At 59.0% G+C, this 14,216-nt stretch carries 11 protein-coding genes; 5 read left to right on the top strand and 6 right to left on the bottom strand.

Going from position 1 to position 14,216, the window contains the following annotated elements; all coding sequences use genetic code 11:
* Positions 1–314 precede the first annotated feature (314 nt).
* Positions 315–1,385, bottom strand: coding sequence for an NAD(P)H-dependent flavin oxidoreductase (locus DBR30_RS01440; RefSeq protein ID WP_108541763.1), 1,071 nt, complete (start codon positions 1,383–1,385; stop codon positions 315–317).
* Positions 1,386–1,457: 72 nt separating this feature from the next.
* Positions 1,458–2,099 (bottom strand): ribonuclease T2 family protein, encoded by a 642-nt coding sequence (locus DBR30_RS01435; RefSeq protein ID WP_108541764.1) that lies wholly within the window; start codon positions 2,097–2,099, stop codon positions 1,458–1,460.
* A gap of 203 nt (positions 2,100–2,302) precedes the next feature.
* Here DBR30_RS01435 and DBR30_RS01430 point away from each other — a divergent pair, with 203 nt between their 5' ends.
* On the top strand, positions 2,303–2,863 hold the full coding sequence (locus DBR30_RS01430; RefSeq protein ID WP_005343397.1) for a gamma carbonic anhydrase family protein: 561 nt from the start codon (positions 2,303–2,305) through the stop codon (positions 2,861–2,863).
* Between the two features lie 71 nt (positions 2,864–2,934).
* On the opposite strand, the gene DBR30_RS01425 is transcribed toward DBR30_RS01430, so the two are convergent.
* Positions 2,935–5,973 (bottom strand): cytochrome c peroxidase, encoded by a 3,039-nt coding sequence (locus tag DBR30_RS01425; protein WP_108588158.1) that lies wholly within the window; start codon positions 5,971–5,973, stop codon positions 2,935–2,937.
* 190 nt (positions 5,974–6,163) lie between these two features.
* A complete protein-coding gene (locus DBR30_RS01420; protein ID WP_108541766.1) occupies positions 6,164–7,072 on the bottom strand; it encodes an SAM hydrolase/SAM-dependent halogenase family protein in 909 nt (302 codons plus the stop codon).
* Positions 7,073–7,270: 198 nt separating this feature from the next.
* On the opposite strand from DBR30_RS01420, the gene DBR30_RS01415 reads away from it, so the two are divergent.
* From DBR30_RS01415 to DBR30_RS01405, 3 genes are all read left to right on the top strand, one after another.
* Complete coding sequence (locus tag DBR30_RS01415; RefSeq protein WP_108541767.1) at positions 7,271–7,735, top strand: hypothetical protein; 465 nt, start codon at positions 7,271–7,273, stop codon at positions 7,733–7,735.
* Between the two features lie 126 nt (positions 7,736–7,861).
* Positions 7,862–9,367 (top strand): GGDEF domain-containing protein, encoded by a 1,506-nt coding sequence (locus DBR30_RS01410; RefSeq protein WP_108588157.1) that lies wholly within the window; start codon positions 7,862–7,864, stop codon positions 9,365–9,367.
* Between the two features lie 98 nt (positions 9,368–9,465).
* Positions 9,466–10,716, top strand: coding sequence for a DEAD/DEAH box helicase (locus tag DBR30_RS01405; RefSeq protein WP_108588156.1), 1,251 nt, complete (start codon positions 9,466–9,468; stop codon positions 10,714–10,716).
* An 84-nt stretch (positions 10,717–10,800) separates the two neighbouring features.
* Here the strand turns inward: DBR30_RS01405 and DBR30_RS01400 are convergent, their stop codons facing one another.
* Together DBR30_RS01400 and cphA are read right to left on the bottom strand one after the other, a co-directional pair.
* A complete protein-coding gene (locus DBR30_RS01400) occupies positions 10,801–12,072 on the bottom strand; it encodes a hypothetical protein (RefSeq protein WP_108542336.1) in 1,272 nt (423 codons plus the stop codon).
* 215 nt (positions 12,073–12,287) lie between these two features.
* The gene (cphA, locus tag DBR30_RS01395) at positions 12,288–13,052 is read right to left on the bottom strand and encodes a CphA family subclass B2 metallo-beta-lactamase (protein WP_108542335.1); all 765 of its coding nucleotides are present in this window, start codon (positions 13,050–13,052) and stop codon (positions 12,288–12,290) included.
* 385 nt (positions 13,053–13,437) lie between these two features.
* On the opposite strand from cphA, the gene DBR30_RS01390 reads away from it, so the two are divergent.
* On the top strand, positions 13,438–14,216 hold a 779-nt coding region (locus tag DBR30_RS01390), incomplete at its 3' end, for a PIN domain-containing protein (protein ID WP_146181340.1).

Below are 14,216 nucleotides of genomic sequence, written 5' to 3'. Positions count from 1 at the left end.
AGTCAAGCCTTATTTGCAAAGGCTTTTCGAGGTTACCGACTTGGCTTTCTGCGTTGCCGCTTGCCGTGTCGATGGGGCGCATTATAGAGAGATTGATCACATTGGCAAGGGCTGAAATGCAATAAAATCGCAAAAAACTGCACTTTATTGGTTATTCATATCAACCAACAAGCTTTACACAGACTTATCCACAGAAAGGCGTAAAATCCGGATTCTTCGTAGCCATCACACAGCGCTTATCTGGTGGCTGAGCACGCAATTCACCAACCATGCACCTCTCCTGCTTGCTCTCTTTACCTCTTATATAGAGGCAATCACGCCAGTCCTGCCTCCTTTATCCACTCCGCCACCAGCTCGCGGAGGGGCAGCTCACGACAACCGGAGAGATCCTGCCCCGCCCAGAGCGGAGAGAACCCGCTATCCCCCCGGGACTCTGCCGCAGCACGCAGCAGAGCCAGGGCGCCACTGGCATAAGGGAAGCAAGGCGCTAGATCCGAGAGCGGGCCCAGCTCCCGCATCAACCGGTTGCTGATGCCGCGAGCGGGGCGGCCGCTGAACAGATTGGTCAGTGCCGTATGCTCACCTCGAGATGAGTGAAGCGCCGCACGATGCAGCGGCGAGGTCGTCGCCTCATGGCAGCAGAGAAAGGCGGTGCCCATCTGCACGGCGCTCGCCCCCAGCGCCAGCGCGTTGGCAATCCCCTTGCCATCGACGATGCCACCGGCGGCGATCACCGGCAGGTCGATCGCGGCGAGGATCTGTGGCAGCAAGGTAAAGGTGCTCTGCTGCAGCGCGAGATTATCAGAGAGGAAATGGCCGCGATGACCGCCCGCTTCCAACCCCTGCGCAATCACCGCATCGACGCCCTGGTGAGCAAGCCACTGCGCCTCGGCCACCGTGGTGGCGCTGGCCAGCACATAGGCGCCGCTCGCCTTCACACTGGCAAGCAGCTCGGGGGCAGGCAAACCAAAGTGGAAGCTGACTACCGCCGGCCTGAACCCGGTCAGCAGTTCGGCATGTTGTGCATTGAACGGGGCCCGGGTGGGCGCCCTGGCTGCGGCAGCCGTTGCTGCCGCCATGCTGATGTCAAACTCGGCATAGTAGGGAGAGAGCGCCTGTTGCCAGCGAATCTGCTGATCAGGATCTGGCTCCTCCTGCCGATGGCAGAAGAAGTTGACATTGAAGGGAGCATCGGTCGCAGCCCGCATCGCCTGTAGCTGGGCGGATAACTGCTCGCAGCCGAGCATGGCCGCCGGCAAGGAGCCCAGCAGGCCAGCCTGACAGGCGGCGATGGCCAGCCGGTGATCCTGCACACCCGCCATGGGTGCCTGGATCAGCGGGTAACGCAGGCCGAGGCGACGAGCAAAACGGGAAGGGGCATCCATGATCCAGACTCCTTTCTGCAAATGGCGGTAACAGAGCTGGCCCATCATGGGCCCGCTCACACTAGTGACACATCAACGGACGCTGCGCAGCAGGAAGTCGGGCTGACCGCAGGAGCGGCGCTCGCGCTTTTGCATCTCGGCGGAACAGGTGACCGCATCCGTCCCCTCTTTATTGACGCAGATGTAGATCTCCCGCAGGAAGCGGCCACCATCGGCGCACGCTACCGTGATGTTGTCGGGGGCCAGCCACTCGTTGGCACTGGCCAGATCAGCCTTGAGCTGGAAGGTGCTCTTGCGCAGCGGCTCTTCCGGGGATTGATAAGCCGCCGGGATCTTCACCTGCTGGCGCAGGTCGCTTGCCAGCTGATGGAATTGGGGCTGACTCAGGCCGGAGCAGGTGCCGTGCTTCTCCCACTCATGGCGATAGAGAAAACGGCTGGGGTAGAGGCCGGCAAACTTCTGCTCCATGTTGGCGTCGAGCCGTTCGCGGGTGCAGTTGCTGGGGTAGCCGCGATCGTACTGGGGCCAGAGACCGTGCAACACAAAGCCCAGCTTGCGGGAACATTGATCCTTGTCCGCAGGTTTGACGGCGCAGTGCTCGGGCGACCAGGAGAGCGCCAGTGCATAGTAATCAAAGTCACCCGCCACCCCTTTCGCCTGCACCGCAGAGGAGAGCAGCAAACCACCAGCCAACAGGGCCATCATCTTCTTCATCTTTATATCCATCCAAACCGACTCTTGGGATGGCAGCCATGCTCCCATATTCCGGCGAGCGGAAACAGTGATCGCGGCGCTGCTTGCGACAAGGGTCAGACCAGTCAGGGCTTTCACCGAGGGGCGACGAGGGGTAAGCTGACCGACCGGTGGACGCCTCGTCCACCACCCAAGCACTCCTCTTGGCAACCACAGGATGTAACATGATCCGCAAAAATCCCTCCGGCCACCTGCCGGTCATCGATGAATCCGCCTATATCGACAAAACCGCCATCATCTGCGGCAAGGTGATCATCAAAGAGAATGTCTTCGTCGGCCCCTACGCGGTGATCCGCGCCGACGAGGTGGATGCCAACGGCGAGATGGAGCCCATCGTCATCGGCGCCAACTCCAACATTCAGGACGGGGTGGTGATCCACTCCAAATCCGGCGCCGCCGTCACCATCGGCGAATACACCTCCATCGCCCACCGCTCCATCGTCCACGGGCCGTGCGAAGTGGGGAACCGGGTCTTTATCGGTTTCAACAGCGTGCTGTTCAACTGCCATATCGGTGACGGCGCCGTGGTGCGTCACAACTCGGTGATCGATGGCTGCGATCTGCCGCCGGAGTTCTACGTCCCCTCCACCACCCGCATCAACCAGCAGAGCGATCTGACCCATATCCCGCGGGTTTCGGTAGATGCCGCCGAGTTCTCCGAGGACGTGGCCCACACCAATATCGATCTGGTCAAAGGGTACAAGGCGCTCTCCAACGAGTTCTGATCCCTTTCTTTATTACCAGAGAACAAAACGGGCGCCGAGGCGCCCGTTTTTTATCTGACTCTATATGAAGGCTAGATGGCCCTGACGCACGTGGCGGCATGAGCTTCATCCGCCAGATCCCACAGCGGATCACCAGTACTCAGATCGAGCAACGGCAGCTCACCATCGTCATTGGCAGTTGCATCACTGCTCCAGTAGCGGTTGTAGAGCGGCCACCCCTGCTGCTGAAGCAACTGATCCGTCGCGCCATCCTTGTTGTAGGCGGCAAACAGCACCTCCAGCTCGGCCCGGGTCGGCAGACGCCAGTCATCATGACCGTGTGCCACCAGCTGCTGGCAGTAATCCCGCGCCCGCGCCTGACCCATGGTCACATACTCCAGCGGGAAGGGATTGTAGTCACCATCACTGTCACTGCTCACACCGTCATAGGAGATGGACAGACGCTCCGCCTCGTCCCTGGTCAACTGGCAGACAAAGGCAAGCTTGCCCGCCACCAGCTCGGGTTGACGACAGCCCCGGGCAAAATCGGGCTGGGCATCCACCACCTGCACCGTCACGGTCAACGTGTGACGAGCCGTAGTCGCCACCAGTCGTGCCGTACCGACCGCCACACCGCGTAACTCGCCCTGCGGACTCACGGTGGCGAACTCCGGCTGTTCGCTGCGCCACTCAACAGGCCCATCGAGCGGGCCGCGAGAGCCATCGCTCAGTTGCCACTGCAGTTGCAGATTGAGTGAGCGCCCCACTTCCAGCTGAGGCTGGGCAGGCAGTACGGCCAAGCCGGTGATCACCGCTCCCACTGGAGCCGGGTCATCCGCCTCACTCACCCCCAGCTCAACAACAGTGGCCGGGGTGCGGCGCGGCTCGGCCGAAGCACTGCGCAAAAACTCGCCGATGGCATCGAGCTCGTCATTGCTGAGGCCAAGGGCATGCAGGTGATCGGAGGCTTTGGGGAAGAAGGGATCATATTGATCCGCACCGGTCGGGAAGCCGACCCCGCTGCTCCACTTGGTCACGCCAAAGTTGTACATGGCCACCACACCCTGCACCGAGCCGCCGATACGCTGGGCCAGGATCGGGAAGATGCCGTTGTGCATATAGGGGCCGGTAAAGGCGACGTCCCGCAAGCTGGGGGTCTTGAAGCGACCGATGTCCACCTTGTTGCGGGTCTGCAGGAAGCGCCCGCGATCTTCCAGCTTGCCACGACCGTAATAGGTGAGCCCCACACTCTCGAACCCGTGCTGACTCAGCAGCGGGCCGGAGTGGCAGTTCATGCAGCGCCCATCGGTGCGGTAGAGGTGCATCCCCCACAGCGCCTTGTCACTGAGTGCCTGACTATCCCCTTTGACGAAGCGCTCAAAATCGCTGTCTCGGCTGATGATGGTGCGCTCGAAGGTAGCGATCGCCTTGGCGATCCGCTCTAGCGTGATCCCCTGATCGCCAAAGGCGGTGGCAAAAGCAGCCTGATAGTCGGGGCTGGCCTGCAAGCGAGCCAGCAGCTCGTCATGACTCAGCGCCATTTCGATGGGGTTCTGGATCGGGTGAAGCGACTGCTCCTCCAGCGTGGCGACCCGCCCGTCCCAGAACTGGGTCGAGCTGAAGGCACTGTTGAGGATGGAAGGAGCGTTGCGATTGCCCTTCTGGCCCAGATGACCGACCGAGACGCTCAGGCCGTCGCTCCACCCCTTTTGCGGATCGTGGCAACTGGCACAGCTGATATCCCGCCCCTTGGAGAGCTGTTTGTCGAAAAAGAGCTGCTGACCCAGCACCACCTTGGCCCGGCTATAGGGGTTATCGGCCGGGAAGGGAACCGCCGGCAGCGGCCCCAGCTCCTGCCATTCCACCCCTTCATCCACCCGGGCGGCAGGCCATTGGGCCGATGAACCGCTGTATTGGGCGCGCAGGGCCGCCATGTCCGGCTTGCTGCTGTCGCGCACCACGGAGGGGCGCACTGGATAGGGTGCCAGCGCATACCAGAGCAGACTGCCCTCTCCCTCATCCAGCCAGGTTCGGGTCGCCAGTTGATAGAGACGGGGTTGACCCGCACCATCCTGCAGCCAGATCTGGGCGGGCAGGCCAACAGCAAAGGTATTGGGATAGCGCCATGCCGACTTGTCACTGCTCAGCAGCCGTTCGAACTCGGTGAGGGTCGGCAGGCGCCAGTCGCTGCGGTCACAAGCGGTCAGCCCCGCAACCAGTTGTGGCTGGCTGGCAATCTTCAACGCACTGGTGTCACTGCCATAAAGCCAGTACTGGCTGCCCTTGACCCCGCTGACTGGGCGCACATCGTGCAGGCACTGCCAGGGGCCACGCACCACCAGCAGCCCCTGCTCATCGAGACGCAGCAGATCTGCCGTCTCCGGCTCGTCCGGCTGGCTGGGATTGGCGGGATAGAGCTGGGTGCGGGCGGACTGGATCTGGGCGCTGTTGCTGCGCTGATACCAGCTGCGCGCCTGCTTGTCATCGCGCAGGACCAGCAGCATCTGCCAGCTGTCGGCATAGTCGAGCACGGCGCCCGGCTGGCGCAGGGCCAGCAGGAAGGCAGCGTAATCCTGAATAACAGCCTGTTGTTGCAGGCGGATCTCCTCTGCCCTGCCCCACTCGGCCTGATTGAGGGAACCATCCCCGCTCTGATCCGCCAGCAGGAAGAGCGCCGTCTCCTCCTCGTTCAATCCCAGCTGCGGCACGCTGTTGCGGCGCGCCAGCGTGATCCCGGCCGAGAGATCCGCCACCCGCACCGATACCGCGCGCAGCAGATAGCCCTCGTCGCTACCGAGCAGCTCCAGTGGCTGATCCAGTTGCAGACCTGCTGGCAAGTTGATGCTGGCAAGCTGGCCCGGTTCGATGGCCTGTTGCACGCGGATCCCGGTGGCGACCTGTCTCACCTCAAGCTGTGCTCCCGCCCCCAACCGATCGGCCACATTGACCTCAATGGTCAGAGGAACCCGGGTATGAGTTTCCGGCGGCACTGTTGGTGGCGTGATAGGCGGTTCGGTCGGCTTGACGACCGGCGGGGTCACCTCGGGTGAGGGGGTCACCGACGTATTGCTGTGATTGTCATTGCATGCGGTCAGAGCCAGCAGGCTGAGCAGTAAGAGGCTGGTTTTCATTCGATATGGTTGGGTGGTCAGACAAGTGAGCGATTATCCAACCAAATACCAATCATTATCAATTGCATTCAATTAATATGCTTTTTGACAACAACTTCTTATCAGCACGCCTTACCACCCGATGAGAGAGGGCAGCCTCTTTGGCTGCCCTCTCTTGCTTCAAACCCGCTTGTCGAAAGCCCGACAATCTTCAGGAGCACTTCTTCAGGCTGATATGCCAGTTGGCACCGGATTGCACCTGATGCTTGGCGGCGAAGCTGTCCATGTTCAACGCCACCGACACCTGCAGCAGGCTGTTGAGGTAGACCAGCGGCTGACCTTCCGGCACGTCACCGAAACTGCTGACGTAAGGGGCCTTGCCGTCATATTTGACCGCATCCCCTTCGCTGATCTTGATGCAAGCGTTATCCCCCTTGTTGATCCCCGCCTTGGTCAGCAGGGCATCGTCGATATTGGCCCAGACGTTACCGTACTGCACATCGAGGATCGGGATGGTGCCCTTGAGGGTGCCATCCTTCTCGGCTACCGCAGGCTGATAGGGGATCTTCACCACTTCGGCGGGCAGCAGCGGGCCGACCTGCTCATAGCTGATGGCGCCGGAGGCGAGCCGTGCGCCGGTATAGGCGTACACATCGCGGCCGTGGAAGGTGTAGGACTTCTCGGAGCCCTTGAGGCGGTTAAGCTTCTCATCGATCTGGCGCACCGCCTCGATGCCGAAGTGCTCGGCCACCAGGGTCAGGGTGCCGTTGTCAGGGGTGACGATGTAGTGACCGCTCTTAGTCTTGAGCACCACCGACTTGCGCTCGGTGCCGACACCCGGATCCACCACGCTGACAAACACTGTGCCCTTGGGCCAATACTGCAGGGTCTGGTAGAGGCGGTAGGAGGCTTCCCAAATGTTGTAAGCCGGGATCTCGTGGGTCAGGTCATAGAGCGGCAGGGTGCGATCCACCCCGAAGGCAACCCCCTTCATGGCCGACACGGCGCCATCTTTGAGGCCGAAATCGGTCTGGATCACCAGCGCTTCGTTGGCGGCGGCGATGCCGCTGGCCAGCATGAGAGCGAGCGCGATGGCGCGGGGAGCGGTGCGAATATCCATATCTGAACTCCTGAATCATCTGAGGATAACGAAACGGCAGTAGCCATTTAGACATCCAGACTGCCACCAATGAATTTTTTTGCAAGGGGTTTGCAACAAAGTGAGGGACGACTCGCAGAAAATGTGCTCGCCAAACGGCGACAGCGGGGGTATCAAAGGCAGAAACGGAAAACGTTTACAATACAGGAGCTCAGCAACATGACACAACCCGTACCAGAGATGATGACCCTGCTGCTGGAGATTGGTGAACAGAGCAGTCAGCTCTGGCTGAGCCAGCCCGGGGCGGCCCCGTCACATTACCCGCTAGCCTTTGGCACCCACGCCATCCAGCCCGGGCCGTTTCGCCACACGCCACCCACCCCGCTCGAACTGGAGCAGGCCATCATGGTGGTGGAAGATGAGCTGATGCGCATCGCCCCGCAGATCCCGCCCGGCTTGCAGCTGACCCTGCGCAGCCAGCCATCACTGGCCGAAGTGCTGGGGGACAACCAGCTCAACCGGGATCTGGTGGAGCAGGCCTTTGGCCAGCTGGCCGCCATGGCAGAAGGGGATCCCCTCGCCGCCAGCTTGCTGCCCCACGACGAGCACTTTGCCGCCGTGCTACTGATCGTCAGGGAGTGGCTGCACCATCTGGCCAGCGAGAGCGTGCTGATCGTGGAGTAGGGATAAATAAGTGGTGAGGGCTTCAGCTTCTGGCAAGGTTTGTCGGTGGATCCTGTCGGGATTTCCTTCGCGTATACTTTGCCCATATGGCGCTCACGCCCCTATCGGTACCGCACCCAGACTCCTATGACCTTATTTTCAGGTAAATTCCCAACCCTTCACTGGCCATCGGCGTCTGCTCGCCAGTTCATCGTCAAAGTGCTCGGACTGACCCTGCTCGCCCTCACCGGATTGGGCTGCGTCTTCTATTACACCTATCAGAGCCTGCGGCACGACATGGATCTCATCACCGCCAAGCAGAAGAACGTGTTCGACGTTTTCTACCAGCGGGCCAAGATCCTTGAGGTGGAGAACATCACCAGCTATCTCGCCTACCAGCGGTCGCTGGAGACCCCCACCCACCTCGTTCGCAACAAGCCGAACACCAACTACCTCTATGGCTATGACCTGAGAAGCAAATACCGCTTTGCCGATATTCCGCTGCAATACCCGGCCGCCAATCTCCTCAACGCCTTCCGCTATGCCCTCTCCTACCCGGAGGTGATCAACATCTACACCATCTGGAACGACTACCGGCTGATCGGCATGGTGGCCGACAACAATGTGCTGCCCGCCCGGCTGGCGCCGATCAAGGTGGATCTGATGACCCTGCCCGCCTGGTATCACTACTTCGGTTGCGCCAGCTTTACACCCGGCCGATCCTTCTGCAGCGCCGATGAGGCCTTTGTCTCCGATATCGATATCGACAGCTTCAGCATGCGCAAAACCATAGTGATGAGCTTCCCCTTCATCCATCAGTCGGGGCGCAGCGGCTACAAGTACGGGCTGCTCAGCATCGACATCGCCGTCGATGAGGCGTTTCGCGATGTGCTGCGTCCCTTCGACACCATCAACCCGACCCGCACCAACATCTCTTTTGAGGCCGCCGAGCCCTGCCATCGCTGGCACTTCTGTCTGAGCAAACCCTTTATGCGCACCAAGGCGGGGGAAGATCTCTATCTGAAGTGGTCCTACAGCTGGCTCGATTTCGTCAAGCTGACCCTGCACGGTGCCGCCTTCAAGATCTATCTCATCATCATTTTGCTGGTGATGGTGGCCTGGAAGCAGATCTACCAGCGGCTGCGCACCCTCGCCCACACCGACCACCTGACCCGGCTGCCGCGGCGAGACATTCTTAGCCAGAGGCTGCTGCACGAGCACGACTACCTGATGATCCTCGATATCGACAACTTCAAGTCGATCAACGACCGCTATGGTCACGCCATCGGCGATCTGGCACTGATAGCCTTCTCCCGTCATATCAAAGGCAGCATCCGCAAAGTCGATACCGCCATCCGCTGGGGCGGCGAGGAGTTTGTCTTGTTGTGCAAGGGGATGGAGGATGACGAGATGATGATCCACTCCGCTGGCCGCCTGCTGGATCGGCCATTGTTGATCCCCGAGCTGCCCACCCCCATCACCTTCTCCGCCGGGGTGATCCGCATTCGCGACTACCTCACCGTCACCGAGGCGGTGCATCTGGCCGACGAGCTGCTCTACCACGTCAAACAGCACGGCAAGCACAACATCGCCTGCTACGAGGGCACAACGATCCGGCTGATCCGCCCGTTGCCAGACGACGCAGCGTCATAGCCGCCTTCTGCCGATCCCCCCGTATCTGTTACCATCGCGGCCACGATGATTGTGTCGCTGTGGCCGCTGGCCGCGATAACCCCCTACTGGTGCCTTCTATGTCTATTGCCTCCTTTGCCGAACTGGCCCTCTCCCCCCGTCTGCAGCAGACCCTGAGCGAGCTGGGCTATGCTGCGCCCACCCCCATTCAGGCCCGCGCCATCCCCACCATTCTGGCGGGGCAGGATCTGATGGCGGGGGCCCAGACCGGCACCGGCAAAACCGCCGCCTTTGTGCTGCCGCTACTGGAGCAACTGATGCAACACCCGGCGAGCGATGCCGCCCGCCCGATCCGTGCGCTGGTGCTGGTGCCGACCCGCGAGCTGGCGGTGCAGGTCGCCGACAGTGTGGCGCGCTACGGTCAGGGCACCGGTCTCACCAGCACGCAGGTGTACGGAGGGGTGAGTATCGCGGCGCAGGTCGACGCGCTTCAAGCCGGGGTGGATCTGCTGATCGCCACCCCGGGCCGGCTGCTCGACCATCTGCGTCAGGGGGCATTGAGCCTGGATAGCCTGCGCCATCTGGTGTTTGACGAGGCGGATCGCATGCTCGACATGGGCTTTATGGACGAGATCAAGGCGCTGCTCAAACAGATCCCGGCGGATCGCCAGACCCTGCTCTTCTCCGCCACCTGCGACGACAACCTGTTTGCCCTCTGCAAGGTGTTGCTGCGCGACCCCGAGCTGATTGAAGTGGCACCACGCAACACCACGGCGGCCGAGGTAGAGCAGCGGGTCTACACGGTGGACAGCGATCGCAAGCTGGCGCTGGTCGAACACATGCTGAAAGTGAAAGGGTGGGCACCGGCGCTGATCTTCAGCCGCACCCGCCAAGGGGCTGACAAGCTGGCCCAGCAGCTCGGCAAGGCGGGCATCAATTCGCTGGCCTTCCATGGCGATCTGTCGCAAAGCGCGCGGGAGAAGGTGCTGCTGGAGTTTCGCGCCGGCACCCTGCAGGCGCTGGTCGCCACCGACGTGGCGGCCCGCGGCCTCGATATCACGGAGCTCAACTATGTGATTAACCTTGAGTTCCCGTTTGTGGCAGAGGATTACGTCCACCGTATCGGTCGCACCGGCCGCGCCGGCAACAAAGGGCTCGCCATTACCCTGTTCAGCCCGGAAGATGCGCCGCTGCTGGAGAAGGTGGAAGCGGTACTCGACACTCGTTTGCCCCAGCAGTGGTTCCCGGGCTTTGAGCCGGATCTCACCCGCTTCGAGCCCGAGCCGCGCCGCAACAGCAAGGCGGCCCAGAAGCAGCGTGCCAGAAAGCAGGCCCTCGCTGGCAACAAGGGTGGCAAGGGCAGGCGTTAAGCCGGTCCTTCGCCGCCAATAAAAAAACGCCCGCACGGGCGTTTTTTGTTATCTGACAGGAGCCTGCTCTTGGCGAGTAGCACCCTAGCGGGTCGCCAGCACCAGTGGCAGGGATCGCAAGATCTGCCGCTCCGCCAGGGTCGAGAGGATAAACATCACCATATAGCCGAGGCCCAGCGCCACGATAATCGCCACCACGTTGGCGGTGAATTCGGCCACCAGATAGTAGGCGGCGACCAGCGCCACTATGCCCGCCAACCGGATCAGCAGGCTCTGGGTAAAGTGGCCGTGAGCCTTGATATAGGCGAGCTGATAGCCGTTGAGCATCATAAAGATAAAGAAGATGGAGAAGTGGAACAGCACAGGCACCGCCCCCACGTAGTCGGCGGGGAAGAACAGCAACACCAGCGGCTTGCCCGCCAGCAGCATCAAGCCAAAGAAGGCCAGACTGACGATGGCGGAGAGGCGGAAGATCCAGCGCCGGATCATCCTGATCTGGCGGTGATCGCCATTGCGCAGATTGACCGCCAGCTCCGGCAGCACAAAGCGGTAGATGGGGAAGACAAACAAGGTGGTCATATAGGTGAAGATGGGGCGCACCACCACCTGAAAATCCCCCAGTTCATCGATGCTGAAGTGGCGGATGGTGAGCAACACAGTGATGTAGATCATCAGGATACTGGCCCCCGCCTCCAGCGAGGCGGTAAAGCTCTTCTTCACATAGCTCACCATCTCGGGGCCGAGCGCCACCTTGGCCAGCGGCTTGGTGGCGATGGCCCGGCGGCGCGAAATATACATATAACCGGCGATGGCGAGCGACGAGAAGGTCAGCCCATAAAAGAGCGAAGGGAGCGCATCCATCCCCAGCCCAAAGTAGCAGGCCATAAACAGCAGACCATTGGCCAGCGGCTCCAGCCAGGTGACCCGGTTGGAGAGTTCATACATCCGGTACATGGCCACCAGATTGGTGAAGTAGACCTTGAGCCCCAGCCCGAAGATGACCCCCACCAGTTGCAGATACTCCACCCGGATATGGAGCCCGTGTTTGATATAGGGGATCACCGCCCCCCAGGTGAGCAGCACGATGCCGATGAGGAAGTAGCGGAAGATATTGATGATGTCCCGATCGTTTTTGGTCTGGGAGTAGCTCACCACCATGGAGGAGCGAAAACCTGTCATCAGGATAAAAGAGAGGGAGATCAAGTCCACCACGCTGTTGAACAGCGCCAGCTCCCCCTTGGCGACCCACTGCGCCAGCCACACCTTGAAGGCGAAGCCAATAACGATGCTGACCAACGAGGCCCACATCCCGGTGATAAAGGCCTGCTTGAGGCGCGCGAGAGAGGCGTATTGCATAACGAAAATGGATAACTTTCAGGGAAAAGAGAGAGGGCCATCTTATGAAAGCCTCCCTCCCTTGAACAGCGTTAATGCCACGCACTCACAGCCACCAAAAAAACCGCAAACGCAAAAGGCCCGCTTATTTCCTGAAAGCGGGCGTTTTGTGGTGTGCCGTTATGGCCGCTGATTGCAGCAATGGCAAGGCTTGCCAGCAGTTTGTCGCGCAGCGCTTATGACTGCGGCGCCGCCTTGATCAGCTCCTCGTAGTGATCAATCAGCTCCGGGCCGTGCAGCGGTGAGTCGTGACCGCCGATCACCGTCTTGATTGGCAGCTTCATCGCCTTGAGCCGCTCGATGGTCTGCGGATAGGCCTTTACATCGGCAAAGCTCAGGTTGCCCAGCTTCTCCTTGAGGATGCAGTTGCCATAGAGCACCTGCTCATCGGGGAAGTAGACAAAGATGCCATCCGGTGTATGGGCCGGGCCTGCGTAGAAGGCGCGCACCTTGCCCTCTTGCAGAGTGAAGTCGCCATCGTGCACTACATTCGGCAGCACCAGCGGCAGATCCGGATACTCCGGCAGCCCCTTGCGGGTAAAGGCGACAATCTCGGCCCAATCGCTCTTCATCAGATCCCGGGTCTGGCGCGTCGCCACCACCTTGGCCCCGATGGACTTCCAGTAGGCGTTACCCCCTGCCCGGTCGGTGTGGTAGTTGGTGTTGATCACCTCCAGCACCGGCTTGCTGCTGACCCGTTTGATCAGCTTGTGCAGCTCGCGGGCAGTATCCGGCGTCCAGGTCGCCCCCACCACCGTCACCCCCTTGGCCCCGAAATAGACCATGGAGTTTTCCTGTATGTAGTAGTTATCTTCCACCACATAGACCGGGCCACTCACCTGCTTGAGCTCGATCCCCGCCGCCCGCACGCTGCCACCCCAGAAACTCGCCATCAGCACCACGGCACCGGCCAACCCGCACTTCATCCAACCTTTCATCATCTTGCTCCCTCGAACCAACCGCCCCCTCGCCACCCCTGTGGCAAGCCGGGCCTTTTAAGCAGTGAGCAGAAGATACGGGGGATTTGTGAGGGGAAAATGAGGTTGTGTGAAGAGAAGGTGAAGTCAGGGGGAAGTCAGGGGAAAGTCCGGAAAAATCAGCAGCGACCTCCTGTTCGCGATCGTCCGAATACGATTCGCTATTCGAACCTACTGCCTTGGGCATCAACAACTTCTCAGCAACCACCCAAGTGTTACAGCGATTAGAGGCAAAAGATAATTGTGTGAAGAGCATCATAAAAAGGCCCAAACTCAGTCTTTCTTATTGACTATTAAGACATGAGGTATAACTTTGCACCTACTCTTTATACAAATATTCTGAGCACTTATGACCCCAGAACTTCAAAGCAGGCTAGTATTCATTGACACATCAGCATTTGAAAATAAGAATTTTCAATTCAGCTCTCATAAACTAGATCAATTATGTGGCTATTTAGAAGAAAGAAAATTACATTTACTAACAACAGAAATAACAATCCTAGAAGTAAAAAAGCATCTAAATGAGAAAGAAAAAAAAGCAGTTAGTACCATTAAAAAAGCTCAAAAAGATGCCATGATCCTCAGAAATACTCCAAATCTTGATTGTCATGGTATATTTTCAGACTTAAAAGAAGAAGACATCAGCAACATTTTAATAGGCGCATTTGATAAATTTTTAGAGGTTAGCAAGGCAGAGACAGTCCCAATAAATATTGTTGACACATCAATTGTTTTTGAAAATTATTTCAATGGGTTGCCACCATTCAGCGGGGGAAATAAAAAGAATGAATTCCCCGATGCCTTTGTTTTAGAGGCTGTACGTAAAATAAGCGAGGAAAGAAAGTATCTTCTCTATGTAATCAGTTGCGATGGTGATATGAAAGCGTATGCAGAGCAACATGATAATATCGTTCATCTCAATACTGTTGATGAGTTAATTAACCTAGTTATAAGAAATGAAGCTGAACTAAGTGAACCAGTGTCTTTTGCTGATAAGGTTTTCACCAGACTCGAACTAGAAATTATAAAAATGCTTCATTACAAGCTTTCAGATATGGAGTTTTATCCAGAAAGTAGTGACTACTTAGATGCTGATATTGATAGCATAGTTGTCAACCAAGTTAATAT

It is taken from the genome of Aeromonas sp. HMWF017, from assembly GCF_003061465.1.
GTDB classification, from domain to species: Bacteria; Pseudomonadota; Gammaproteobacteria; order Enterobacterales; family Aeromonadaceae; genus Aeromonas; species Aeromonas veronii.
This window is presented reverse-complemented; position numbering and strand designations above follow the sequence as displayed.